This is a genomic window from Orrella marina (genome assembly GCF_003058465.1).
Lineage (GTDB): Bacteria > Pseudomonadota > Gammaproteobacteria > Burkholderiales > Burkholderiaceae_B > Algicoccus > Algicoccus marinus.
This window is the reverse complement of the sequence record NZ_CP028901.1, coordinates 36,176-60,419: the sequence shown is the minus strand read 5'-3', so window position 1 is coordinate 60,419 and position 24,244 is coordinate 36,176. Positions and strand designations below refer to the sequence as shown.

At 56.2% G+C, this 24,244-nt stretch carries 16 protein-coding genes; 8 read left to right on the top strand and 8 right to left on the bottom strand.

Translation table 11 applies throughout. The features are described from left to right. Positions 1 to 4: 4 nt before the first annotated feature. Positions 5 to 1,285, bottom strand: a complete 1,281-nt coding sequence (locus DBV39_RS00340) for an MFS transporter (RefSeq protein ID WP_108619855.1) — start codon at positions 1,283 to 1,285, stop codon at positions 5 to 7. A 242-nt stretch (positions 1,286 to 1,527) separates the two neighbouring features. Here DBV39_RS00340 and DBV39_RS00335 point away from each other — a divergent pair, with 242 nt between their 5' ends. The 3 genes from DBV39_RS00335 to DBV39_RS00325 all read left to right on the top strand — a co-directional run bounded on the left by DBV39_RS00335 (position 1,528) and on the right by DBV39_RS00325 (position 4,452). Next, positions 1,528 to 2,055 (top strand): adenine phosphoribosyltransferase, encoded by a 528-nt coding sequence (locus DBV39_RS00335; protein ID WP_108619854.1) that lies wholly within the window; start codon positions 1,528 to 1,530, stop codon positions 2,053 to 2,055. Next, on the top strand, positions 2,018 to 3,508 hold the full coding sequence (locus tag DBV39_RS00330) for an MATE family efflux transporter (RefSeq protein ID WP_159078693.1): 1,491 nt from the start codon (positions 2,018 to 2,020) through the stop codon (positions 3,506 to 3,508). The genes DBV39_RS00335 and DBV39_RS00330 overlap by 38 nt, the downstream gene beginning before the upstream one ends. 179 nt (positions 3,509 to 3,687) lie before the next feature. Next, entirely contained in the window at positions 3,688 to 4,452 is a 765-nt protein-coding gene (locus tag DBV39_RS00325; protein ID WP_108619852.1) for a hypothetical protein, read from the top strand. 34 nt (positions 4,453 to 4,486) lie between these two features. Here the strand turns inward: DBV39_RS00325 and DBV39_RS00320 are convergent, their stop codons facing one another. The 3 genes from DBV39_RS00320 to DBV39_RS00305 form a co-directional block, all read right to left on the bottom strand. Continuing rightward, positions 4,487 to 6,400, bottom strand: coding sequence for an LTA synthase family protein (locus tag DBV39_RS00320; RefSeq protein WP_108622997.1), 1,914 nt, complete (start codon positions 6,398 to 6,400; stop codon positions 4,487 to 4,489). A 765-nt stretch (positions 6,401 to 7,165) separates the two neighbouring features. Next, positions 7,166 to 8,374, bottom strand: coding sequence for a GGDEF domain-containing protein (locus tag DBV39_RS00310; RefSeq protein WP_108619850.1), 1,209 nt, complete (start codon positions 8,372 to 8,374; stop codon positions 7,166 to 7,168). Positions 8,375 to 8,894: 520 nt separating this feature from the next. Further along, positions 8,895 to 9,251: a PepSY domain-containing protein gene (locus DBV39_RS00305; protein ID WP_159078692.1), complete on the bottom strand. Its 357-nt coding sequence runs from the start codon at positions 9,249 to 9,251 to the stop codon at positions 8,895 to 8,897. 157 nt (positions 9,252 to 9,408) lie between these two features. Between DBV39_RS00305 and DBV39_RS00300 the strand changes: the two genes are divergently transcribed. The 5 genes from DBV39_RS00300 to DBV39_RS00280 all read left to right on the top strand — a co-directional run bounded on the left by DBV39_RS00300 (position 9,409) and on the right by DBV39_RS00280 (position 15,531). Then, complete coding sequence (locus DBV39_RS00300; RefSeq protein ID WP_227870738.1) at positions 9,409 to 9,816, top strand: PepSY domain-containing protein; 408 nt, start codon at positions 9,409 to 9,411, stop codon at positions 9,814 to 9,816. Next, the gene (locus DBV39_RS00295; RefSeq protein ID WP_108619848.1) at positions 9,816 to 10,508 is read left to right on the top strand and encodes a response regulator transcription factor; all 693 of its coding nucleotides are present in this window, start codon (positions 9,816 to 9,818) and stop codon (positions 10,506 to 10,508) included. The genes DBV39_RS00300 and DBV39_RS00295 overlap by 1 nt, the downstream gene beginning before the upstream one ends. Beyond that, entirely contained in the window at positions 10,508 to 12,037 is a 1,530-nt protein-coding gene (locus tag DBV39_RS00290; protein ID WP_108619847.1) for an ATP-binding protein, read from the top strand. Before DBV39_RS00295 ends, DBV39_RS00290 begins: the two co-directional genes overlap by 1 nt. A 207-nt stretch (positions 12,038 to 12,244) precedes the next feature. Continuing rightward, on the top strand, positions 12,245 to 13,471 hold the full coding sequence (locus tag DBV39_RS00285; protein ID WP_108619846.1) for an ATP-grasp domain-containing protein: 1,227 nt from the start codon (positions 12,245 to 12,247) through the stop codon (positions 13,469 to 13,471). Positions 13,472 to 13,524: 53 nt separating this feature from the next. Continuing rightward, complete coding sequence (locus tag DBV39_RS00280; protein WP_108619845.1) at positions 13,525 to 15,531, top strand: hypothetical protein; 2,007 nt, start codon at positions 13,525 to 13,527, stop codon at positions 15,529 to 15,531. 37 nt (positions 15,532 to 15,568) lie between these two features. On the opposite strand, the gene DBV39_RS00275 is transcribed toward DBV39_RS00280, so the two are convergent. The 4 genes from DBV39_RS00275 to DBV39_RS00260 form a co-directional block, all read right to left on the bottom strand. Continuing rightward, the gene (locus tag DBV39_RS00275; RefSeq protein WP_108619844.1) at positions 15,569 to 17,248 is read right to left on the bottom strand and encodes an alpha/beta hydrolase; all 1,680 of its coding nucleotides are present in this window, start codon (positions 17,246 to 17,248) and stop codon (positions 15,569 to 15,571) included. A gap of 422 nt (positions 17,249 to 17,670) precedes the next feature. After that, positions 17,671 to 22,065 (bottom strand): hypothetical protein, encoded by a 4,395-nt coding sequence (locus DBV39_RS00270; protein WP_108619843.1) that lies wholly within the window; start codon positions 22,063 to 22,065, stop codon positions 17,671 to 17,673. Continuing rightward, positions 22,062 to 23,039: a hypothetical protein gene (locus DBV39_RS00265; protein WP_108619842.1), complete on the bottom strand. Its 978-nt coding sequence runs from the start codon at positions 23,037 to 23,039 to the stop codon at positions 22,062 to 22,064. Before DBV39_RS00265 ends, DBV39_RS00270 begins: the two co-directional genes overlap by 4 nt. Before the next feature lie 509 nt (positions 23,040 to 23,548). Then, on the bottom strand, positions 23,549 to 23,890 hold the full coding sequence (locus DBV39_RS00260) for a type II toxin-antitoxin system TacA family antitoxin (protein ID WP_108619841.1): 342 nt from the start codon (positions 23,888 to 23,890) through the stop codon (positions 23,549 to 23,551). Positions 23,891 to 24,244 lie beyond the last annotated feature (354 nt).

Here is a 24,244-nt window from a genome sequence, read left to right as displayed (position 1 = left end):
TTCGCTAGACGGGACTGGCTCGTGACAGCGACCTCGTACCCTTTCCCGGCCCTATCCGCCACAGCAACCAGAACGCGATCATGAGATTGACCGCGTTCCAGGCCAGACCGTTGACCATCGCTGCCTCATAAGAGCCGGTCAAGTCGAATATCTTTCCTGACATCCAGCCGCCCAGTGCCATCCCCAGCATGGTGGCCATCATGACCGCACCAACCCGGCGACCCGTCTCCTGCACAGGAAAGTGTTCCCGCACAATGATCGCGTATGAAGGCACGATACCTCCCTGGAACAACCCGAAAACGGCCGAGATGACATAGAGGGACACCAGACCATCAAAGGGTAGAAACATGATCAGCGCAATGCCTTGCAGCGCCGAGCCCAGAATCAGCGTACGGACCCCGCCGATGCGGTCGCAGATGTAGCCCGATGCAAGCCGGCTGATGACACCACAGGCAAGCATCAACGACAACATTTCTGCGCCACGGGCCGGACCGTACCCGAGATCAACGCAATAGGCCACAATGTGCACCTGGGGCATCGACATTGCCACACAGCAAGCCACTCCCGCGACGATCAGCAACGCCTGGGCCCGACCAGTGGACAGACCAAACGGCCGCTTTCTGGCCAGAGTTTCCCGACTGGCAGTACCGGACATATCAATCTGCGCAACCGGCGGCCTGCGCTTGAGAAACAGCGCCAGCACAGCCATACTGACACCGGAAATGATGCCCATCCAGATATAGGTCTCGCGCCAGCCAATTGACGTCACGCCCCACTGGGCGAGCTTGGGCCAGACAGCACCCGCAAGGTAATTGCCACTGGCCACCACCGCCACCGCCATGCCGCGATACCGGTTCCACCACATCGACGTATCAGCCACCAGTGGTGCAAACGTCGCAGAGCTCCCCAGAAATCCCAGGAATATGCCGTGTGCCAGTGCAAACGTCAGCAGACTTTCACTCAGCCCCGCCCACACAAACCCAGTCAGCATCCCGACAGAACCAACCAGTAGAGAACTACGCACGCCCCAGCGGTCCACGAGCTTGCCCATATAGATCCCGCCCACACCGAACCCGATCATCAGCAACGTGTATGGAAGCGACGCATCCGAGCGCGAAACCCCGAACTCGGCCTGCACAGATGGCAGCACCACGGCCACAACAAACATGCAACTGCCGCCCATGATCATGGCACCAAGGGCCACCATCAAACGCCAGAATGCATAACGGGAATCGATCAAATCAACCGGAGTAGGCGCAGATTGCGCACTGGCGCGTTCAGTCATGGCGTCGAGGTACTGGCAAAAGCGTCAGGGAAGGTGGTGCCTGAGTCAGGAAGTCAACACGATCCAGTCCTGGTTCAGATACTCTTGATTTGCACATTCTATCGACCTGCGAGCCCTTGTATAGCATTGACATGTTTCCGGACCTAAAGATCGAGGCTGTCTGGCGCCCTCTATCATCACGCTTGCACTATCGAGTTCGCCGGAACCTAAAATGAACCATCACCCATGTTCCGGAGGCAATCATGCCAATCAAAAGCCGTGTCAGGACCATTGAGCACTATCCCCGACCCGGAATCATGTTTCGGGACATCACCACCTTGCTCAAGGATCCGGTCGGATTCCAGCTCCTGATCCGTGAGTTCGTGGGACGCTATCGCTACATGCAGATCGACAAGGTGGTTGGCATCGAATCCAGAGGCTTCATTCTGGGCGCGCCGGTTGCCTACGAAATCGGTGCAGGCTTTGTTCCCATCCGAAAGCCTGGCAAACTGCCCGCACAGACAGTGGGCCAGGACTATGAACTCGAATATGGTACCGATCGGGTCGAGATTCATACCGATGCGATATTGCCGGGTGACCGAGTCCTGCTGATCGACGATCTCGTTGCAACGGGTGGAACCGCACTGGCCTCGGTTGCCTTGCTGCAAACGCTGCAGGCGCAGGTTGTGGAGTGCGCCTTCGCAATTGACCTTCCAGATCTCGGCGGCATGGCCAGGCTCCAGGCGCTTGGCCTTGAAACGTTCACTATCACTGCGTTCGAAGGTCACTGATGTCACATTATCCAGAACCAATCAGTCTGGCGTGCCACGCTTGCAGACTGCACGCAGCACACTGGCCAGCGCCGAGCCCGGCTTTACTGCAAGGCATGGCATGAGTGCGCGTGCGTCCAACGTCGAACTCGCACTGCAGGCCAGACCGGGAACGCTTCTGTGGCGTTTATCCTTGCCCAACGTGCTTTCCAACCTGCTTATCACGCTCGTTACCATTGCGGATGCCTGGTTTGTAGGACGACTTGGTGGTGCGGCCCTGGCCAGTCTGGCGCTGGTGTTTCCGTTTCAGAGCCTGATGCAGATGTTTGGCAATGGCGCGGTCGGCGGTGGGATCGCATCGGCCATCTCGCGCTCGCTTGGCGCTGGCGACGCCCCACGTGCAAGCGTGCTGGCCTGGCATGCCTTGCTGATCGCCGGCACGCTGTCACTGGTCTTTATGCTGGTGTTCGTCCTCTTTGCCAGACCCATCTTCATGCTGATGGGGGCCACCGGTCCCTCACTTGACGGGGCAGTCACCTATGCCGCCATCGCCTTTGGTGCGTCAACTGCATCCTGGCTATTCTTTTCCATGTTCGCGATCTGTCGTGGCTGCGCCGACATGCGTACACCTGCCCGCGTCCTGCTGGTATCCACCGTCGCCCAGGCCATTCTGTCCGGATGTCTGACGTTAGGCATCGCGGGAACAAGCTTTGATGGCATCGGCGTACTGGGACCAGCGGTTGCCATCGTGCTGTGCCAGGGGCTGGCCGGGCTGGCACTGCTGTTGCATGCCCGAGGCGGGCATCTGCCCATCCGGATCGCACCACATCGCTTTGACTGGAGCGCGATTCGGGCCATCATGCGAGTGGGCGGACTTGGCATGATCAACAGTCTGACCATTGTCATGTCCATCGTGGTCGTGACTGGATTGATCGGTCAGTTCGGTGATCAAGCCCTGGGCGGGTATGGTCTGGGAAGCCGGCTTGAACTCATGCTGGTCCCCATTGCGTTTGGTATCGGCGGAGCACTCACCACGGCGGTGGGCATCAACATCGGTGCTGGCCAGCACCCGAGAGCCCGGCATCTGGCGCGTTTTGGATCACTCGTGGCGCTTGCGATCATTGCCCCGATCGGGATTGTGCTGGCGATCTGGCCGCAACTATGGCTTGGTGCGTTCACCCAGGATCCATCTGTGTCTGAATACGGGGCATCCTATCTGCGCATCGTTGGTCCGCTGTTTGGTGTGTTTGTAGCTGGACAGGTGCTCTACTTCGCTTCACAGGGAACCGGTTTCATGCGAATCCCTGTTGCGATCGGTGTGCTGAGGTTTCTGATCGTCACAAGTCTTGGCAGCCTGAGCCTTGCCGCAGGATTTGGGTTGACGGGCATCTTCACAGCGGTCAGTCTGGGCATGCTCACCATTGGTGTGGGAATGTGGGCATCGACCTGTGGACCCGCCTGGCGCAAGCCGTGAACAGAGACTCACTCCATACCGTCACGCACCCTCACATGCCCGCACTTGCCAGAACGTGCCGGCGCAGAAAAACACCGCGAGAGTTGTACGTCGCAGGGGTAAATATGCCACCGGAAACTTGTCGCAGTCTCCGCTCTCTTTTACTCTTAGCTCTGCACGTTCCATAAACAGGAAATAGCATGACCAAGAACGAACGTATCCTCAAGAGTCTCGCCAAGACCCTCGAAAGGCTGTTGAAACTGCAAAGCCGTACCGACAAGATCGGACTTGGACGGGAGGCTGCGTTGGTGCTACCCAATGTCGCAGAACACGTACGAGCGCTGAGCCCTCATGTCGAGAAGCTTTTAGAGGAGATCATTCAAGGCTCCCGCGAACCGGCATTTCGCTGGCTCAACGAGATGCTGGGATATCAGCTCGGTAAAAACGCCACACCAGAAGCGATGCGCGGCCTGATCCTGGAAGTCACCCAGACAGTCAATGCCTGGCGTGGTAATGACACCGACAAGCTGGTGAAGATTGAAGGAAAACTGCTAGACATCACACTACTTGCTTCGATTGGTCAGCCCATGATGGAATTGCTCATTGAGGATCCCAGGTACAGCATCGATGGCGAACCGGTTCAGGCAGATGACCTGCACTTCACGATGCAGGCGTTCGCGCCCCGGGACATCGCGTGGCCACCCGGGGACGACCAGTCCCAATCAGATCAGGTCGCCGAGCAGACCGCCGTGCAACCTGACAGCGAACCATCAACGTTCGCGCGACTCTCCGAACAACATCTGGATCAGCAAGCGCCCTCACTGCAAGGGCATACCCGTGTCGCACACGTTGCCAGTGTCGAACTCTGCCTTGGAGACCCACGCCTTCCCTACCTGCCCGAGCGCTACTTCAGCCTGGTTGAAGAGGACAGGCGCAGTGGAGATGGACTACTCAAGGCAGACTGAGTCTGAAACGGGTTGACATGCAACCCAGCCTGACTCACTCAGGCTGAAACATTTTTCTGAGCAAGGTGTAGCGACGCTGTGTGTACATGATATCTGGCCACAAGGCATGCGCTCTGGCCTGAGCGAGTTGTTCCGGATCCAGATCGACCGACTGATACTGATCCGGAGCCTGGTAGCGGAACTGGCGATATTTTTTACCAGGCTCAAGAACCGTGAGCATGTCTTTATACAGATAACCGAAATTGTCTCCGTACTGCATCATCGCGCGATCGACAGTGCCCGAGCGCATCATGTCCTGACCAATCATCGGGTGATCGATCGTTGCGCCGGCCAGCGACAACATGGTCACCGGCAGATCGATCTGGCTGGCGATCCGACTGTCCTGACGAGGCTTGACCGTACCGCCCAGAATCAGCGCAGGAATATGAAAATGCCGTAGCGGAATCGAATCTGCACCTGCCACCCTGGCATCGTGATCGGCCACGATCAGGAAAACTGTGTTGTCCCAGTAGTCGGACTGTCTGGCTTTGTTGAAGAACTGGCCAATCGCCCAGTCTGCGTACCGCACTGAATTGCTCGCACTCGCAGGATTGCCTTCGGGCGTGATGCGCCCGGCAGGATACTCCCATGGCGTGTGGTTGGTCACCGAGAACGCCAGGCAAAGGGTCGGTTCATCCTTTGCTTCAGAAAGGATGTCATGCACCTTGGCAAACATGTCCTCGTCACTGGCGCCCCACGTACCGACAAATGCCGGATCCACAAAATCCTCGCGTTCGTGCAGTACATCGAACCCGTTGCCCATGAAGAATCCCTTCATGTTGTCAAAATGGGCCTCGCCTCCGTACACAAAGTGAGATCGGTAGTTAAGTGGCTTGAGACCTTGTGCGAGCGTGAAGAAGTTCTGCTGCGCTCCTGACAGCCTGAGCACCGCGTCCGACACCGCCGGCGGAAAACCACTAACGACCGCCTCCAGTCCCCTGACCGATCGAGTGCCTGTCGCGTAGGCGCGCTTGAAATTCCAGCCTTGTTCGGCCAGTTTGTCGAGCTCCGGCGTCAGATTCTGCCCGCCCAGATTTCCCACGAACTGGGCGCCCAGACTTTCTTCGACAATGAGCACAATATTGAGCGGCCTGGCGTGCGGCACTGCGGCAGTCTGGCGATGCAGACTCGGCAATTCAGGCACTCCACAATCAGGGGCCCCGTCTGCGAGGCCTGCCGACTTCAAGACCCTGGTGTGCACTTCCTGCTCTGGCAAGGCACCGTAGAGCTCAGCGGTGGATCGCTCGTTCTTGATGCAGTAGATCGCGTACGTCACGCTGTAGAACGAGTTCAGCGCCAGGCTGTTTAGAAGACTATCGCCACAGAATGCAACAGTCGAGGGATTCAGAGGCCGATGCCTGAGCGTTCCCCGGATGGCCAGAAACGAAACAGCCCCACCGAGCAACCCCAGCACGAATGCAACCGGCCACCAGAACACGGTTGCATCAGGAACGGGTCCGCGAAACAGGCTCCAGCCGGTCCACCACAACAACCCAAGTAGTAACAAGGCAAGAGCAACCGGAAGCTTGTAGCCCTTCCAGAGCATCCCGGATACTTCCCTGGGGTGTTTAAGATAATCGACGTACAAACGGTTCGGTCTGACGTCATATTCGAGGACAAACTGCGGAGTCGACATTTCTGGCAGCAACAGCAGAAACCAGAAGACACCCAGCCAGATCCCGGTCAGCGTCTGAGCCCACACCAGATGATTTAACCAGGGCGCAAGCAGCAAGGGAACCACCACAGCAAAGCCGATCGTCGTGGTATCCACCCGCAAGCCACCAAACAGTATCCTGCCCAGACCGTTGACGGCACGGACCCGGTCACGCTGCCACGCACAATGCGCCAGACGAGAAATCGTCAGAGACACATACGCACACACACAATAAAGCAGAATTTGCTGGTACATCCAATCCTTCAAGAGATCCTTGTCAGCCTGCCGGGCCGGGCCGTGCATTGCATGCACAGCATGTACACCATGCACATCCTGACGCACCCGCTGGGCACGCCATACTTCAACGAAAGGCGACTCAGTCCCTATCCACTAACTTTCATCACAGCCACCAGAACAACCGGAACTCGATCGCAAACCAGTCAGACCCCATCAGACCAGATCCAGCCAGGCCCCATCAATCCCGATGCAAGTTACATGCGCTGAGAATCAAAGAACCCGGATATCCCAACCCTACCTGACCTTGCTGCCCTGTTACACAATAACGATCAGTTCGATACAGCACGATCGTGGAATCTACGGACAACCAAGGTCATCGGCTGCATCATCAGAGCCGGGCCGCAGAACCTCAGCCTTTGCGGAAAAACCCGAGACATCTGGGGCAGTGTGCAAAAAACAGGGGAGACCCCAGATGGCAGATGTCCGATCGCAACAGTGCCGTCACCAAGGGCGTGAAGATCACATGTTCAAACGCGGGGCGATCACAGTCGCCACTACCGAAGACTCACTATCTTGTCATACCGGAACGAGAATCAAGGTACGAAGCGGGTTCTGCTGCCAGGTTCTGCTGCAACCCCTGGCAACCCTGCGCCATCTCATCAAAAAGACTCATCAAAAAGATGCAAGTAACCTCAACCGTAACACGCCCGTAAACATGACATGGCCATACACTGACGCGAGCGCATGGGTTCCCGGCGACTGGTCTCGTGCGAGAGGCCCCGTTCAGACTTGAGGCTGGGCAGCGAGATTGCCGACAAGATCCGGTGTCTTGGCCGGAGTCTCGCCATCAAACAGGACCACCCGATTGCGTCCTTGTCGTTTGGCTTGATAGAGTGCCTTGTCTGCCTGGAGCAGGAGATCCTCAACCGTTTGGGTCGACGGCGTCGACCCCGAAGATGCCACACCGATGCAGACGGTGACACCCCTCATATCCGGGCTGTTCTGTACGGCTTGCCTGAGCTGCTGGGCCAGATCAACCGCCTGCCGGTCTGTCACCCCATCAAGAATCGCCACAAACTCCTCACCACCATACCGGCCAAACAGGGCACGACCAGCCAGCACCTTCTGCACCGTTGCACAGAACTCGACCAGAATCCGGTCACCCTCCTGATGGCCATAGCTGTCGTTAATGTTCTTGAAATGATCCAGATCCAGTATCAGGACAGAAACAGGACGTTCAGCGCGCCTGGCGGAATTGAAACCGCTAGCTGCCTCCTGAAAAAACGCCGCCCGGTTCAACACCCCGGTCATGACGTCATGCCGGGCAAGGTAGTGAAGTTGCGACTGTAACTGGTCGCTCACCAGCGCCATGAACCCGAGTGTGCTGAGCAACCACGCCAGGCTAAAGGAAGATAGATAGGTGATATGCAGAACCGTCACGTCAAACAGGCTGTCAACCGAGTTGGGCGTGACCAGTTCGCTTGCGAGCCGAATCAGGGACACGATGCCCGCTACGACAAAGGCAGTCACCATCAGCCAGTCCCCAAAACTGTCTCGGCCAAAACGGTAAACAAATCGGGCCAGCACACCGAACAGCACTGAAAGCGCACAGGTCATGACAATGATCCGGGCGTGAAACGAATCATGTATCTTGAACCAGGCGATCAGCACGGCCATCAGCGCAAGAACCCCCCAGAACGTCCGGGCACTGAGCACAGGCCGGTCGTAGAACTGCTGCAGCCCTCTGAGAAACAGCAGCAACCCGGCAATCAGAAAACAATTGGCAAGAACCGACAACAGAAGGGTCGAGTGATCCTCCTTCAGTGCGTGCATCAACCCGGCCAGCACATAAAGAATCGAAGCCAGCACCCAGTTGTTGAGACCTTTGACGGTGTTCGGAAAGAACAGCCGGATCACAACCAGAAATGCGGCGCTCAATAGCGACATCAGCCCCAGCATCACGGTCACGGTTAATGGATCAAGTCTCAGCATGGTGAAAGATCCCGATACACGGCTGTTGTTGTCATGGTTATCCGTCGAGCCCTGGAAAGAGGGTGAGCTCTTCACACTCCTTCATACGCCTTCAAACCTCGTTCTCTCTGATCTTTTCTCGATCCAATAGTAGCGAAAAGACCCTCTGTTGCCCACTATGGAACACTCGGGTGCTGAACAGTCGGACGCAGCCAGCAGATGTCTGGTGGGGAAATAGAGGGTGATCACAAGAAAACCAGAACAAAAGCAGCAATATCTTTGGCGACAATTGCCATAGCAGCCTGACCAGAGCAGAACACACCTGACAACAACACTGGGCCCATCGAGAACAGGGGTACATGCCAGAAGCAAGCCGAAGTGTGAGGTGGATTGGATTGGAGGGAGGGAGAGAGGGAGGGAGGAATAAAAGAATGTACCTCCCTCGTTTACTTACACTGCTGCAGCAGCGGCTATCGCTAGTCGACTTGACTGCCGCTTCTCATGCAAGCAAGAACGGGTATTGCCCGACATAATGCGCGAATCAGTCACGACGATCACGGGTCCTGCTGTTGATGATTTCCCCGGTTCTCGGATCGAGATACAGCTTGACCTTCCTGCCCTGATCGTCCCTGACTTCGGCTTCGTAGCCTCCTCGCTCACGCTCAACTTCACGAATGTCGGTATAACCGGCAGCCTCGATCCTGTCGATAATCCGGTTCATGCTGAGCCACTGAGGTGTTCCGTCGGCCTGGGCAACCGTGACCGTCCTGGCACGTTGAAACTCGCCTGAAACCGCGTTCTGGGCCTGGGCTGGCAGAAATGCTGCTCCCAGCACTGCACCGGTCATAGCCACTGCGGAGAGGGACTTGATCATGCTTTTAGCGTTTAACTTTCTCATTTTGAAACTCCTTGATTCGAGATTGACACTCATGGTCTGCTGAGTGCATGGTTCGCATTGTGCAAGTTCCCGGATGAACGCAATGTGAAAGGGTCGTTCATCTTCCGTTCATGTTGAATCGACTAAAAACCTTGCCTACCTGAATGGAGATCAGAGCATGTCCAGTACCATGCCCCGCACGCGAACACCGGTCAGCAGCACCCCAGATATCATGCCCAGACGCAGGCTGCTGCTCGCGATGGCCGCATTGGTACTTCTGGTGCTTCTCACCATGCCCGTTTCTGGGCATGCAGATAAAAGTGACCGCGATCGTGCCAGACAGGCACTGCTCGACGGCAAAGTGCTGTCCTTACGGGATGTGCTCGAGAAAGTCACGCAAGAGTTTCCGGGAGAGCCGATCGAAATCGAGTTCGATGAAGACGACGGCGTGTACGTATACGAAATCAAGCTCCTGCAGCAATCAGGCAGTGTGCTTAAACTGGAGGTCGATGCGAGCAGCGGTGACATTACCAGCATCAAAGGGCGCGATATCCGTCGCCAGAACAGAACGGGTGTGAGAGACTGATGCGTGTACTGGTGACAGAAGATGATCCTCACCTGGCATCTCAACTGCAACGCGCACTGGAAGATGCCGGGCATGTGGTCGATGTTGCCTGCGACGGGGCACAAGCCCACTTCATGGGAGATGTCGAAACCTATGACATCGCCATCCTGGATCTCGGATTACCCGTCATGGACGGTTTGACTGTCCTGCACAAGTGGCGCGAATCGGGTCATGACATGCCTGTGCTGATCCTGACAGCACGAGGAAACTGGGATGAGAAAGTAACGGGAATGGATGCTGGTGCAGACGACTATCTGACCAAGCCGTTTCACATGCAGGAATTGCTCGCGAGAGTTCGGGCGCTTGTCAGGCGTAACAGCCAGCACAGCACAGCGCAATGGACCTGCGGCGAGATCATACTCGACACCCGGTCCACTCGCGTTCTGGTCTCAGGCCAGTCGCTTGGTCTGACTTCTCACGAGTATCGTGTGCTGGCTGTGCTGATGCGACGGGCGGGCGAGGTCGTTTCCCGAACCGAGCTGGCCGAGCACGTGTATCCGCAGGATCTCGATCGAGACTCCAACACCATTGATGTATTTGTCGGGCGTCTGAGAAAGAAGCTGCCCCCCAATAGCATTGAGACCATCCGTGGACTGGGCTACAGACTGGTGCCCGGGCCCAGTCATGCAACCACGCAATCCAGGATGAGTTAATGCGGACCCAGCAGGAGCGATCTGCCAGCAAAGCCGAATCCAAAGGGAATCCCGTAACCCTGGAACGCCCTCGACCTCTCATCTGGCGCTCACTCAAGGCAAGGCTTCTGGCTGGCATCAGCATATGGATCGTGGTGACGGTTCTGGCTGCGGGCTGGACGCTGACGGACCTGTTTCGCCGACACATCACCGAGCAACTTGGGTCGCAACTGACACTACACCTGAACCAGCTTGCCGCGGCACTGGCCGTCAACCTGCAAGGAGATGTCAGCCTGCAGTTTGAACCCACCGATCCTCGCCTGATGCGCCCGCTTTCGGGTCTTTACTGGCAGGTCGACCGGATTGCACCCGGACAGCCGGCTGTACCCGGTGTTCTGCGGTCTCGTTCGCTCTGGGATGAGGTTCTCCTGGTACCATCCGATCTGCGTGCACAAAGCGCGATCGTGTCGATGACCAATGGAGCCAGTCTGCATGCATTGACCGGACCTGATGGCTCCCCTTTACTGGCACTCATCCAGGTGATCACCCCCCCTGAGGGACATGATCGGTTCAGGCTCATGATCGCAACCGATCAATCGGCAGCCGATGAGCCGATCTCCAGTTTCACGCAAATGCTGTCGATCGCGCTTGGCTTACTCGCGCTAGGGATGACGCTGGCATCGGCCATGATGCTCACGTCAGGACTTCGGCCACTGAAGGAAATCCGTACAGCACTGGGTCGTGTCCGGTCTGGTGAAACCACAAAACTAGAGGGGCAGCATCCGGTTGAGCTCCAACCACTGATTGACGAGTTCAACCTGGTGCTCAGTGCAAACAACAAGATAGTCGAGAGGTCCCGCGCCATGGCTGGCAATCTGGCCCATGCGCTCAAGACCCCGCTCTCGGTCATGGCAAACGGCGCACGAGAAAACCCGTCTCCATTCGGGGACCTGGTACAAGAGCAGGTGGCCTTGGCCAACCGCCAGGTCGACCACCACCTCGCCAGAGCCAGAGCGGCGGCAGCCTCGACTGCCCCTGGCGCACAGGCAACCGTCAAGCCTGTGATCGAATCACTGATCAGGGTGCTGCAGAAACTGTATCGCGACAAACCGGTGGTCATCCATTTCGACATGGAACAGAACACGAAACCGGTTTTTAGGGGGGATCGACACGACTTGCAGGAGATCGTCGGCAACCTCCTTGAAAACGCCTGCAAATGGACCGACAGAAATGTCTGGGTTCAGGTGGAGACCACGAACACAACTCGAAAAAACGACCGAGCAGCCCTCAATCCCACATTGACAATACATGTAAGCGATGATGGACCGGGACTGGAACCCTCACAACTTGTGACCATCTTCAATCGCGGGGTCCGAATGGACGAGCAAGTCCCGGGCTCAGGACTCGGTCTGGACATCGTTCGTGACCTGACAGACAGCTATGGCGGACAGGTTGACGCTTCACCGTCCCCGCAGGGAGGGTTGTGCGTATCGGTCACACTGCCGTGCGCGCTGTCAAACGCGACTGTGACAGGACCGCACCGGGACTGATCCGGTTGATCTTGTCCGGTTGAACATATCCGGACCCTTGTCGTGCGCCGGCTTTGGATTCTCTCTGCCACAAGTCGACGGCGGGGGGTACCGGCATACTGCCTAATTAGGTTACCCTGAAAAGGATCGCGCAGTGGCCAACACGGCTACTTCAATGGACAGGCTATCCTGTCAGTCCAGGCGGGGTTTGGATTCGAAGGAGGTCTGATGACCGAGAAGAACCCGAACAAAGGCTATGTAGCAGTTCTGGGATGGAGTTTGCGGTGTATTGACGCACTTGAGCGGTTTGACCGGCGCTATGTCATTGTTGCACCGGTCTGGGCCCAGGAATACGCCGAACAACACAATATCCCTTTCGTATCGTGGGATTTCGAGCGGCTGAACGATCGCTCGTATGAACTGGCCATCACGCTCAAAGAGATGGGTGTCGATGTGGCCATTCCTCTTTACGAGGAAACCGTAGAGTGGGCCGGGGCCGTCAACTCGGTACTGCTGAACAATCCGAGACTGCTCGGACAATCCATGCTGTTTCGTGACAAGTCACTCATGAAGCGCCGCGCGCAACTCGGCGGCATTCGTGTCGGCATATTTGAAGAGGCGATGGATCATTCTGATGTCATCCGGTTTTTGAAGCGGGTCAACCAGACGCTGCTCAAGCTTGATGGCGATCCGAACGATCCCATTCACTTCAAGGCGTTCGACAAGGCAGGTTGCCTGGGGCATCGCGTCATCCGCACGGCTGACGACGTGGCCAGTATATCGGTAGACGAGTTTCCTGCCCTCATGGAGAGTCACCTCAGCGGCTGGGAGTTTGCGGTTGAAGCATGGATCAAGGATCGCAAGATTCAGTTTCTGAACATTTCCGAGTATGTAACGCTCGGTTACTCGGTGTTTGTTCCTGCGACACCGGAACTGGAAAAGTGGCGCGGGCGAATCACACAGGAAATCGAGAAACTGATTGATGTATTTGACATCGACTTCGGGTTCATTCATCCGGAGTACTTTGTCACGAGTGATGGCACCATGTATTTCGGTGAAGTCGCCTATCGACCACCGGGATTCAATGTGTTCGAACTGCTCGAACGTGCTTACGGCTTTAACGCCTACCAGGGTCTGGTCCTGGCATTTGACCCAAAAACCACCCAGGAAGAGCTTGATGCGTTCTTTCCGACACCGGTCAAGGACGCAAAGGGTCATGCGGGCTGCTTTGGGGTCTATCCGCGCAGGCGGGTTGTGAGCGAGCTCGCATTGCCGGATGAAACCGTCGACGACCCTTATTTCGAGTTTCATGAACTGGTCCCGCCACTTGAACAGAAAGTGACCAAACGGGCCGCGTTTGGAACACACTGGGGTCTGGTCTACTTTTTTGGTGACGACCCGCACCGTCTGCGAGACCTGCTCAAGCACCAGGAAGATCTCGATTTCTATGTCTGAGAACCTGTCGTCAGTCCAGGTCCGACAGTCTCGTTTCAACCTCAGTGACCGCCATGACGTCGATGATGACCACGCAATCCGCCCAGCCCGTTGAACTTTATCTCGACAAGTTTGACTACCTGATCGAACAACTCGAATCTGCATCCGAGATCGGGAAGCTCACCTACCAGAACCGTATTCTGGATGCGTCGGCACGCCTGCTCATGCATGAGAACGGACTGCAGGCGCTATCCGATCGAATCCAGAGAATGGAACGGGCCGGGATTTTTACGGGAACTGACTGGAATGCACCGGCCAGCCTGATGCCTGGTCTGGTTGGCAACACACTGGAATGCAACGTGACCGCCACTGTCACACTGGAGTGCCTGAGCCTGCTGCGATTTCTGGCAGCAGCCACACAGGAGCACCGGATTCGGGGTTTGCCTGCCCAGAAGGCCAGACACTTTCTGACGCAGGTACTGGCCTTGAATCTGGACCGGGTCCTCGGTGCGGCGAGCGAGGCATCACGTGTCAAGGAGAACAAACTGTCACGGGCGGTTGACCGGCTCCTCAGACACATCATGGAGACGGTGGGCGCACAGGGCATTCTTGACCGACTGGTCGAAGAGGTCTGGCGAATCCTGTCGCAACGCCCACTTCAGGTCAACCCGGTCAAATCGATGATCGTGCAGATCTCGGTTGCTCTGAACGAAGACAGGAACGGCCTGAGCGATGCAAGGATCCAGGGCGCAGATCGATTGATCAGCGCCCTGTTTGGTCCCACACAGCTTTGCCGGGATGACCCGGGCATCCAGCTTTACCGACAACGGCTATCAGGGGCAGACCGGGGCACACTTCAGGCTGAAGCACTGGGCATGGCACGCGCCATGCACGACACGGGTCTGGTGTCAGATTATCAGGTGGAGTTCACTCACTTCGTGCTCGACTCGGAAGACTCGGACCTGCTGACGCATTCAATGGGCTTGTCCAGCACAGGACTGGATGCTTTGCGTTCCTACCAGCCACTGGTCCTGAGCCTCATCCGTGAGTCAGTGCATCTGGGCACAGGCCAGGCACTGCTTGGCATGTCCCAGATTCTGGAAAGAGGCATTCTTTACTCCCCGCCCATCGCACCATCGCTGTGGCGGTTACTGGCAACCAAGCCGAGTGAGATGTCTGTCGCGTTGCTGCAACGCGCTTTCGGACCTGACATCGATGCCAGGCGCACACTGGTCGCAGGGCTCTTGCAAATGCTGGGGCAACCGCTCGGGGTCGGGCAAGGAAACAATCCGACATGCCAGTCAGCTCGCGCACTGTCGATGTGGGCGCTCAATGATCCCGACTATCTGCTTTGGTTGATTGCACAAGTCAGTAACAATGACCGGATCGTCATGCACTTTGAGGGCGGCAAACTCGACTCGGGTGAATTGCCGGCCGGACTCGCCTTCAACATTCCGCTCGATGCGGATGCGGTTTCGATCCTGCTGGTCCCCCATCTCGACCGGATCTACGCCGAGATGGGTCGTCGGGTGGCTGATCGTGGCGAGGATCCCCACAAATGGATCAACCCCGAGCTGCACGGCTGGTGGGTCGGGCGGATGTTCTTTATTGCAGTGGACGTCGCCACTGGTCTGTTACACGACTACCCAAGATTTGTAGCGGACTTCTACCAAGCCTATCACCCCCTGTACAACGGCAACGAACCCATCATCCATCCTCAACCGGCTGGTGTCGCGGTGACCGACAGCTCAGGCGCGTTTGTCGGCTGGCACGCCATCACGCTGATCCGGGTGGCACTGGATCAAAGCGGTTGCATGCGGGTCTACTTTTTTAATCCGAACAACGACAGCGGTCAGGACTGGGGGCATGGCGTTGTGGTCTCAACCCAGGGACATGGAGAACTGCCAGGGGAAAGCTCACTACCCTTCGAAGACTTCACATCCAGACTTTACATCTTCCATGATGACGGATTGAAAGGCTCACAGGAGCCCCATATCGATCCTGCCATCATTGAGAAGGTGCAACAGAAAGCCGTCGGCAGCTGGGCGGCCCAGCGAATTGCCCTGACCGCCGGCACGTAGACAGCAGGCGAGCGGATTCAAGGCAGACTGCCAGTACTTATCCGCCCCGATACTCGTACCCGTCGTCTTCCTGGGCGCGTTTGATGAGCAATGCCTTGAGCGCGTCGATTTTTTCTGGGGACCAGTTGTCGATGGCGGCCACCTCAAGCCATGCGTCCAGGTAATGCTCGGGTGCATAGACATGTCCATATCCCATCGGGACCGTGTCGGCCAGAGGCATGTCGATAAGTACCTGGAGCATGCTGACGACCGGATACCACTCAAGCGACGCCGAGACATCGGGTCCTCTTGGTGCTTTCATCCAGTCCGCCTCCTGATAGAAGAGGCTTTTCTCGAAGAAAGTGATGGCGTCACTGGCATACTGAAGAAAGACAAACCGAACATCACCCCACGAGCCGTTTTCTTGATCGAACGTACCGTTCTGGTTCATAAACCGGACGAATCGCCCGTTTCCGACAACAGGCAACCACTCCGGGGTGCCCGGTTCTCTGCCATTGGTCAGCGAACGCCACATTTCGCTTGGAAACGGTGGACCGCTCCAGAGAGCGCCATGAATGGGATCACCGAGAATATCAAAGAGCGTCAGTGCCCTCTGGGAGTTGAAAGCACCAAGGCTGAGCCCATGCAGATACAACTTGGGCCGCTGATCAGGCGCGAGCTGCTTCCAGTATCCATAGACAGTCCGAAACAGTGCCTGCGCCGACTCCAGACCGCTTTCGGGTTGAAAGACCAGTGCCATGGGACTATTCAGGTAGGAGTACTGCAATGCGACACTTGCCACATCGCCATTGAGCAGATACTCCAGTCCGTCCATCGCTGAAGGATCGACCCAGCCGGTGCCCGTTGGAGTAATGATGACCAGCGCTGAACGGTCAAACGCATTCGTGCGAATCAGCTCTTGCAGCAACAATTGCGCTCGTTCCTGCGGAGTGTCGGCGACTTGCAGACCGGCATAAAGCCGGATCGGCTCGAGTGCCTCAGTTTGATTGAACTCGGCAATCTCGGCAGCTGTGGGTCCGGATGCGACAAACTCACGCCCGGCACGTCCGAGTTCGCGCCAGTCGAGCCTGGATTCCTTGCTTCCCGAGCGCTCTGCTATGAGGGGCTGGGGTCGGTCCGGCTCCAGCAGTGCGTCATACTGCTGGAACGATCGGTCCAGCAGACGGAATGTGTACTCGACCAGCACGCCATTGGTCAGCGTGATCGTCAGAAAACCTGCCAGAGCAACCCCGGCGACGACCGAGATTCTTCGAGGGAAGCGGTTATAGAACTTGCGAGCCAGTGTCTTGCCAAACCCGATCACAGCACGCGCCAGGAAAAGCAGGATCCCGAATGTCACAATTGCGATGAGACAGACGCTGAAGGGATACCCGCTCTCCACAGGATCCATTCCCACCACACTGCGAACCGAGTTCTGCCAGGATTTGGTGTGATACAAGGCCGTTGCCATCAGCACCAGACAGGCGATCCCGGCAACAGGATTAACGATCCTTAAAACCGGGCCTGGCAACCTGGGCAACTCCAGATAACGCCAGAGACCGCGCAAAAGCACGCCGATACCATATCCGGAGATAAAACCGATTCCGGAAAGTACACCCTGCACCACGTAGTTTCGTGGAATCAGGCTTGGCGTGAGGGATGCCGCAAAAAACAGCGCCCCAACGATCAATCCAAAACCACAGACCGGCCTGACAAAATAACTGACTAGTTTCCGCATTATTCCTCTACAACTTCTTCCGGTTGGTCGCCCTTACAGAAAACATAAGCTGCCATCGCCCGTCATTTTCTGAGTCATGTCGTTTGCGGGCACCTGCAAAGCTTAATCAATCAAGGCGCTTGCTGTCACGGTCGTGACACGACAACAGGAAACATTAATCACAGGAAAAACTCCATGGGCGACGCATCGATCTGATAAAGCACCCTCAACTTCACTTAATTTGCAAGTGATTGTATCTGAATCAAATCTCCTGACAACTCAAAGAGGCATCGTCTGACAAAGTGCTTCATGCTCGATGCACCTTACAAGGGAGATCAGCCAGTTCGCCTCATACCCCACCCAACTGGAGCGAGGGTTAACAGCGCACCGGCTAAGCAAGGATCTACATTTCGCTTTGAGTCATACCTACAGGAACATCAAAATCATGAACCCGGGCCGAATTTGATAGAGGCTTCCATCAACGTGGACATTTCTTCAACTACCTGAGGAATATCTTTACCGCCGGTCAGCATACGTATACGACGATTTGCGGTGATGGGGTCGATGGTATTGTTGCCAAAGTCGGCCAGCACTTTACGAACATCTTCCCAATGCGCGCGAGAAACCTTGAAATTGTCGACACTGCCAGCACTTGGCTTGATGCGATCCAGCATGGGCGCTACTTTGGTGTCAAAGTCTTTGGCAGCACCGCGGCTGACTTCCTGCAATCGCTCGAAATAGCTCAGGTTTTCTGCCTCCTCCAGCATGTGCCAGCTTTTGTAGCGAGTCACATCAGACGCCTGTTGCCCCCAGGCCTTGCTGACGCTGGACTTGTCTGCGCCCAGCCATGTCTTGTCACGGTAGCTCTCGACATGCTTGCTGGTCGTGACACTTTCCCAGGCCTGTTTGGCACTTTTGCCAGTGACCTTTGCGTAGGCCTCACTCCAGGCCTCCTGGGCATCGTTTTGCCAGGTGTAGAGCATGGCAGGTTTGCCATTCTGGGTCAGAGACTTCATCGCCGCTTCGTCCAGACCAATGTCGTAGTCCATACCAACTGACCCGGCACTGGCCGCATTACGCATTTCTTTCAGGTTCTGCTGATTCCAGCCCTTCGAACTCATGTTCTCTTGAAACTGGCGTTGAACCTGACTATGCACGTCCTCCATATTCAGCACATACAAATGCTGGGTTTCGGCGTCACCCTTGTACTTCAGGTAATTCTTCGCATTCGGATTTCCGTTGATGGCGGTCACTTTGTCGCGAATCTGGCTCTGCAGTTCGAGTATCTCGTCGACGGGACGCCCGGCACTACCGGCATCCGCCAGTCTCTTGTGGGCATCACGCAGATCCTGGACCAGATCCTCACCCTGTTTACGGGAACGGTTAAACTGCTCAAGCACTTCGCGCTCAAAAACGGAGGGCTGTGCAGAACCCGGACCGGCATCGGTGGCGACGGCTTTAGAAGCGGGAGCGCCATCGACACCAACTTTAGAAGCAGGAGCACCATCGACATCTAAACGTCGCGCTTTGGCACGGGCCAGAATCTTGCCTGCCCCATACTGAAGTGCCGCTCCTTTAAGAAAGGCGTAACCGCCACGTTGCGCCGCTTCTTCCAGCCCTCCCTCGCGGTAACCCCGCAATGCCTCGACCGCCCCATCGGCCAGCGGGCCGAAGCTGCTCACCGTTCGCAAAGACGCTTCAGTTGGACCACCTTCAATGTAGCCTGTAACAGCCTGATAGGCGCTGTCAATCGCCTGACCGCCGAAGAGCGAGGTCACCACCATGCCCGTATCTGCAGCGCTTTTAATGTTTTGTGCTGCATCAAGACCCAGGTTGGCCAGTGCCGCGGCCTCTTCGTCTCTGGCTTGCTGGCCTTGATAATAACCTTGCACTTTATTGCCAAGCGCATCGGCAATTTTCTGGACAACTGCCTCATCCATCTTTGTGCGTACTTCAGGCGTCAACTGACGCTCGACAAATTCGCGGGCGCTCTGACCTTCTGAACCTGGCAGCATGGCGGCAAGCCGCAGCAACGATTCGGTATTGCGCTGGAATTGTTCCATGCGCCGCTGGGTATCACGGATGTTGGTGATCAGGCCGTCATGCGCATAATCATCGAAGGGTGAGCGGGTGCGCACCAGGCGACCGGTCTCGATCGAGGCGATCAAGTCTTTTTCACTTTGGATATCGGAAAGCTCGCCGATGATACGAAACTCAAGCGCAGCACGGCGTTGAGGATCTGTTTCCCTGGCCAGTTCAGCCCTGTCCTTGGCCAGATTAGCTTCAACAAAACGAACGTTCTGTTGATGGAACTCGATGCGCTCGCGCAAGGCCTCTTGCTCAGCCTTGAGATCTTCGTCAACCTTTCTGGTATTTGCCGCAGTCGCTGGGGGTACCGGGCTGGCAGCGGTCTTGCTGACTTTTGCGGGACCTGCAAAGCTTGCCACAATCGAAGACAAACGTTTGCGGTCTTCGGCCAGTGTGGAGTCTTCGGAAAAAGGGCGTTCTTCCAGCCACTTTCTGGCTGCCACCACGAAAGCGGGCGTGAGTTCATGATGCCGACGCAAGTCTTCAAGCTGGGACCGGACCAGGGCTTCGCTGACCGTATTTCCCAGTATGCTCGATGCGAGCATGGCACCGAAATCGATGCCTCGATTGTCACCAGAACCTTGGGCGGCCTCCTCTTGCTTTCGCTTCGCCGAGGCCGCCAAGGTTTCTTGTGCCGCTTTCTGGGCACGTTCCATACTGGCGCCATCAGGGTACTGAACGATTCCGTCCGGGGATAACACGCTGGCCTTGATGGTGGTAGACCATGTGTAGGTCTCGCCGTCCTCTTCATCGACCTCAGAGATCTCGAAACTTTTATTAATCCGGCCATTCTTCATATGGGGATAAAGCGCAGGCAGGGGTGTGCCTTCGTCTTCGTGCATTTCAAGCACGTCGATATACGGGTCAGTTTTCTCGTCGTATTCACCTGCATCAAGCATCAGCGCACGGTAACGCTTGTCAGCGGGCGGACCGACTGAATACACCACAAAGACCAAGGGGGAGTCGGTGATGCCATCAATAAAAATGCCTTCCTCGTCAACCATGACCCCATACCAGATCCCTTCATGCCCGTCTGTTGGCTTTAACAGATCCAGCAGGGTATCGGTAGACTTGCGATGGTGGCTGGCGGTCGCATCTTGTTCAACCAGTGGATCAGGCGCTTCTCCCAAATCCTGCATGGCCTGGGCGATGACACGGGCGCGAGCCTCAAGTGCAACCAGGTAATCTTTAAGCAGTATGGCCTGAGCCAGTTCAGCTTCAGCATAGGCCACGTTGTCGTACTCTGCGGCGGCCGCTGCCTGTGCCCAGGTTTGGTCAAACCCGGAGGCCGTCACTGCGATGGCTTCGCGCACATTCAGCAATTCTGTCAGCAAGGGCGTGGCTTTACGGAAATACTGCAAGATGTTGTCGGCAGGAAAGGCGTAATAGCCTGCCCAGCGCTGCTCGACACGCGCTGCGTCTGCCGATGACAATGGCCCCATCAATGCCAGCGTCGCCTCTTTGGCCGTGCTGATCATGCCAGCGTACTGTGCGCTGCCCAGTTCGACCATCGGCAAGGCGGACGGTAAAGAGAACGGGGGCAAATGGGCGATGTGTGACGAAGGCTGGCCTAAAGAAACGGAAAGCGAAACTGGCGCTCGCTCAGACTTGCCAGAGCTCACCGACTGGGGTGCCTGGCCAGAGGCTACTGACTGGGCTGACGCTTCAGAGGACGCCAGGATCTTCTGCTGCACCAGGGGGTCTTGCGTTTGATACGCCAGAGCCAGGACCTCGTCATTGATTTGTCCGGCTTGATACGCTTCCTTGAGATCCTCCCAGCGGTTTTGCTGCGACCACACTGCTTTTTTATCGCGCTCGAACTTTGCCCTCTCATCAGCCGATCGACGGCTAATCACATTCTTGCCAGGGTCGACATATTCATCACGGCCAAGGACCAGCACATTTCCTTCCTCATCCATGACTTGCTGGAGCGTCAGATAGGATCTGAAAGCAATGCCTGTTGCCTCCCGCTTCATCTTGTACAGCACGTCTTCCTGACGCTCATCCACAACAGGCTTGATATGATTTTCCCAAACTTCGTTACCTGCCCACAGCCCGACGATTGAAGCACCTGGCACGAATGAACCTGCCCTTGCCCCCGCCCCCTCGGCCGATTGTTCAACTCCTCCTTGCCACAGGGTACCTGTTGCCCCTTTGATGCTACTTTCTACCAAGACACGACGACTGTCAGCGGTCACTGAAACGACGTCAAGGTGCTTGAGCAACGGGCCTGATTTGGAGAGAAACTCGGCGGTCTTTTTCGTATTGCCCAGCTTTCTCTCTGCGATGCCGGTTTTTGAATCATACTTTTGAGCCACCTTTTCCAAAGCACCGACCGCGACCTGTGCGGCATGACTCCCTGACTTCTTTTGTTCCAGACTTTTAAGCAACTGCACCACTTTCGGATCTTTCGTTTTTTGCTTTTTGAGTGCTGAAATCAGATTTTCGAGGTTGACGGCGCTTTTTATGGCTTGTACTCGAAGCTCGTTGATGGCGGAATCAAAAGGTCCATACAACGAAAAATCGCCGATTTGCAGTACCCCGGCATCAAGGGTGCCAAGGCTCAGGCCCAGACTGCCATGACCTGATTGTGCCGATACCCAGACTGGCTTTTGACCCTCAATTTGTTTCTGGGTTGACGGGATCGTAAGGAAACTGGCGGGCGGCGGCATGATGACTTTTGTCTGAGCCCAGACAGGTCCGGCGATGCCCAGTGACAGCCCGAGTGCGGTCAGTAAACGAGTGTTCATTGGGCGTCCTTGTTGATAAAGCCGGAAAAGCTGTAAAAACCAAAATCAATGATCTCAGCAGCGGTTTCGTCACCACGCAGGGTCAGCGCTGCGTAAATATCAGGATTCGTCCACGATGCGAAAAGCGACACAACAGTATTGCCGGATTCTATGTAAGCCACTGGCTCCAGGGTTGGCCACAGGGCCGGGTCAACCGCTTTTAACAGCCTGACCGGGATCTCGGGCGGCAGTATTTTGTCCAGGGTGCCACGTTGGCCAGCCACAATAATCTCATTCCAGGCAAAACGGGTTGACCGTGCCCTGATGTGATCATCAAACAATGGGAGCACGTTTGCCTGGTGCTCCATCCATTGCAATGCAGCGCCAGCAACTATGGCCCGACTACCGTCTTGACTCAGATCGGCAAGCGGGCTTTCAGCTTTACCTGCCGTCAAACTGACCACAACCTTCGAGGTGGCCGCATTAAGCACACCCACCGCGTCAGGCGCATAGCGTTGCGTATTCATCCAGGCCAGACCTGTCGGAAACGGAGCCTTGGCGCCACGCGCGGCACTCCCCATCACCATGTCTGCAGTCACAATCTGCATGCGGTTATTTTCGGGGCTACGTGCCCACCCCGTCAGCAGGACAATGTCGGCCCAGGGGTGTTGAAAGGCAACGGTTTCAACCTTGTCGCCACTGGCAACAAAGTTGATCAAACTATGACGAAAGAAAACCGACCAGTCATCGGAACCCGCATCGTCCTGCCATAACATTGAGCCCAGCTTTGCAAACGCCAGATTGGCTTCAGGAGTCGATGCGCTGCCAAGGGCGATCAAAAAATTTTTAGACGCCAGCGACCTGAACGATTCGGCTTCAGACCACAGTTCGGTAAATAGTTTGACGTCCTGGGCTTGCGTGATACGCGGAATGAAGCACAGCCACAACGCAAGCACAAAAAAAAGGGGCCGAAAAAAAACGGCGAAAGATCTCATGGCAAGTATCCAGTTATGGTGCGTCAACAAGATTGTTACATCACCCGTAACAGCTAAATCCGTCAATTCTTCATTGAAAGCCAGCACTGGTGCGATTCTCGGGGCAACCGGCAAGAATGGCTGTCACTACCACTAATGCGTACATGAACAGGCTGCCGGAGAGAACGAGGGGGCATCGGGCCTGCCGCGACTGCCTGCCTCAGAACTCAAACTGGCAGTGCCTGGCATGGCACCGCAGGCAATCGGATCAGTCTCCACCCTGCCCTGAAAGAGGCCAGGGTCAACGTGGCCATGAACCGTCTCGACACGTTCCGGGATCAACTGTTCCCGGAGTCAGCGAACCATAATCACGAATTTTCTAATCGAAAACGTAGTCGTATCTCCCATCGACCTCGAAGTGCAGGAGCAATCCAATGGAATCGAGTGCCCGGTGCCAGAACTGAACACAGAGTCGGTGAAGCAACGACCGCAGACGCTCGCACAAATGGCAACCACACCCAGAAGACAGACTACGCGAGACTGACCCTGTCGGCGTTGATCCAGATCAAACGCCCCGGTGAGCACACGCGGGCTACGCTCCCAACGGCGAGACTGTAGAAACCAACCCCCATATCACTCTGGCAGCAGACATAGGTCTGCGCGCAGTTGGCCTTCTGATTGACGAGCGCATAGCGATGCACGAACTGGCGACGATCCGCCAGCGTCTTCGCGGCCGCAGTCATACCCGCGTCGAGCTGGAACTCGCTGACGTTCTTGTGGCAGGCGCGTGCGGCATCTTGCAGAAGTTGCTTGACTGGTGTGCTTGCACGCACGTCAATGCGTTCGGTCCTGGATAAATTCTGTGTGTTCATGATGTGCACTCCAGACGGTTCTTGAACGTCTCCACTCTTGACGTCCGGACAATATCCTGACAAGCCACCACTGTCGTTCGCGATACCGGGACTCCCCACCTGGACTGCGATGTATCTTTTGGCGTAGAACTGATAGCGACAGCCCCGACGCACCTACATTTCTCACTGTCAGTGGCATTTGATGTCTGACGAACACGACCATGCCTCGCTCTGTGCTTGCATCAGAGAATTCGCAGTTTGCACGCAACGCTGCAAGCCCAGCACAATCAGGGGTAATCTACCGTAAGCCTGAAAAGTTAAGAGTATTTACATGACAGTAGGTTAGCGTAATTGTGCGAAGATGGCCTGAACGGG

Coding starts and splice junctions, on each gene's coding strand:
- DBV39_RS00340 (WP_108619855.1), bottom strand. CDS start 1,285: ATGACTGAACGCGCCAGTGCGCAATCTGCGCCTACTCCGGTTGATTTG.
- DBV39_RS00335 (WP_108619854.1), top strand. CDS start 1,528: ATGCCAATCAAAAGCCGTGTCAGGACCATTGAGCACTATCCCCGACCC.
- DBV39_RS00325 (WP_108619852.1), top strand. CDS start 3,688: ATGACCAAGAACGAACGTATCCTCAAGAGTCTCGCCAAGACCCTCGAA.
- DBV39_RS00320 (WP_108622997.1), bottom strand. CDS start 6,400: ATGTACCAGCAAATTCTGCTTTATTGTGTGTGTGCGTATGTGTCTCTG.
- DBV39_RS00310 (WP_108619850.1), bottom strand. CDS start 8,374: ATGCTGAGACTTGATCCATTAACCGTGACCGTGATGCTGGGGCTGATG.
- DBV39_RS00305 (WP_159078692.1), bottom strand. CDS start 9,251: ATGAGAAAGTTAAACGCTAAAAGCATGATCAAGTCCCTCTCCGCAGTG.
- DBV39_RS00300 (WP_227870738.1), top strand. CDS start 9,409: ATGTCCAGTACCATGCCCCGCACGCGAACACCGGTCAGCAGCACCCCA.
- DBV39_RS00295 (WP_108619848.1), top strand. CDS start 9,816: ATGCGTGTACTGGTGACAGAAGATGATCCTCACCTGGCATCTCAACTG.
- DBV39_RS00290 (WP_108619847.1), top strand. CDS start 10,508: ATGCGGACCCAGCAGGAGCGATCTGCCAGCAAAGCCGAATCCAAAGGG.
- DBV39_RS00285 (WP_108619846.1), top strand. CDS start 12,245: ATGACCGAGAAGAACCCGAACAAAGGCTATGTAGCAGTTCTGGGATGG.
- DBV39_RS00280 (WP_108619845.1), top strand. CDS start 13,525: ATGACGTCGATGATGACCACGCAATCCGCCCAGCCCGTTGAACTTTAT.
- DBV39_RS00275 (WP_108619844.1), bottom strand. CDS start 17,248: ATGCGGAAACTAGTCAGTTATTTTGTCAGGCCGGTCTGTGGTTTTGGA.
- DBV39_RS00270 (WP_108619843.1), bottom strand. CDS start 22,065: ATGAACACTCGTTTACTGACCGCACTCGGGCTGTCACTGGGCATCGCC.
- DBV39_RS00265 (WP_108619842.1), bottom strand. CDS start 23,039: ATGAGATCTTTCGCCGTTTTTTTTCGGCCCCTTTTTTTTGTGCTTGCG.
- DBV39_RS00260 (WP_108619841.1), bottom strand. CDS start 23,890: ATGAACACACAGAATTTATCCAGGACCGAACGCATTGACGTGCGTGCA.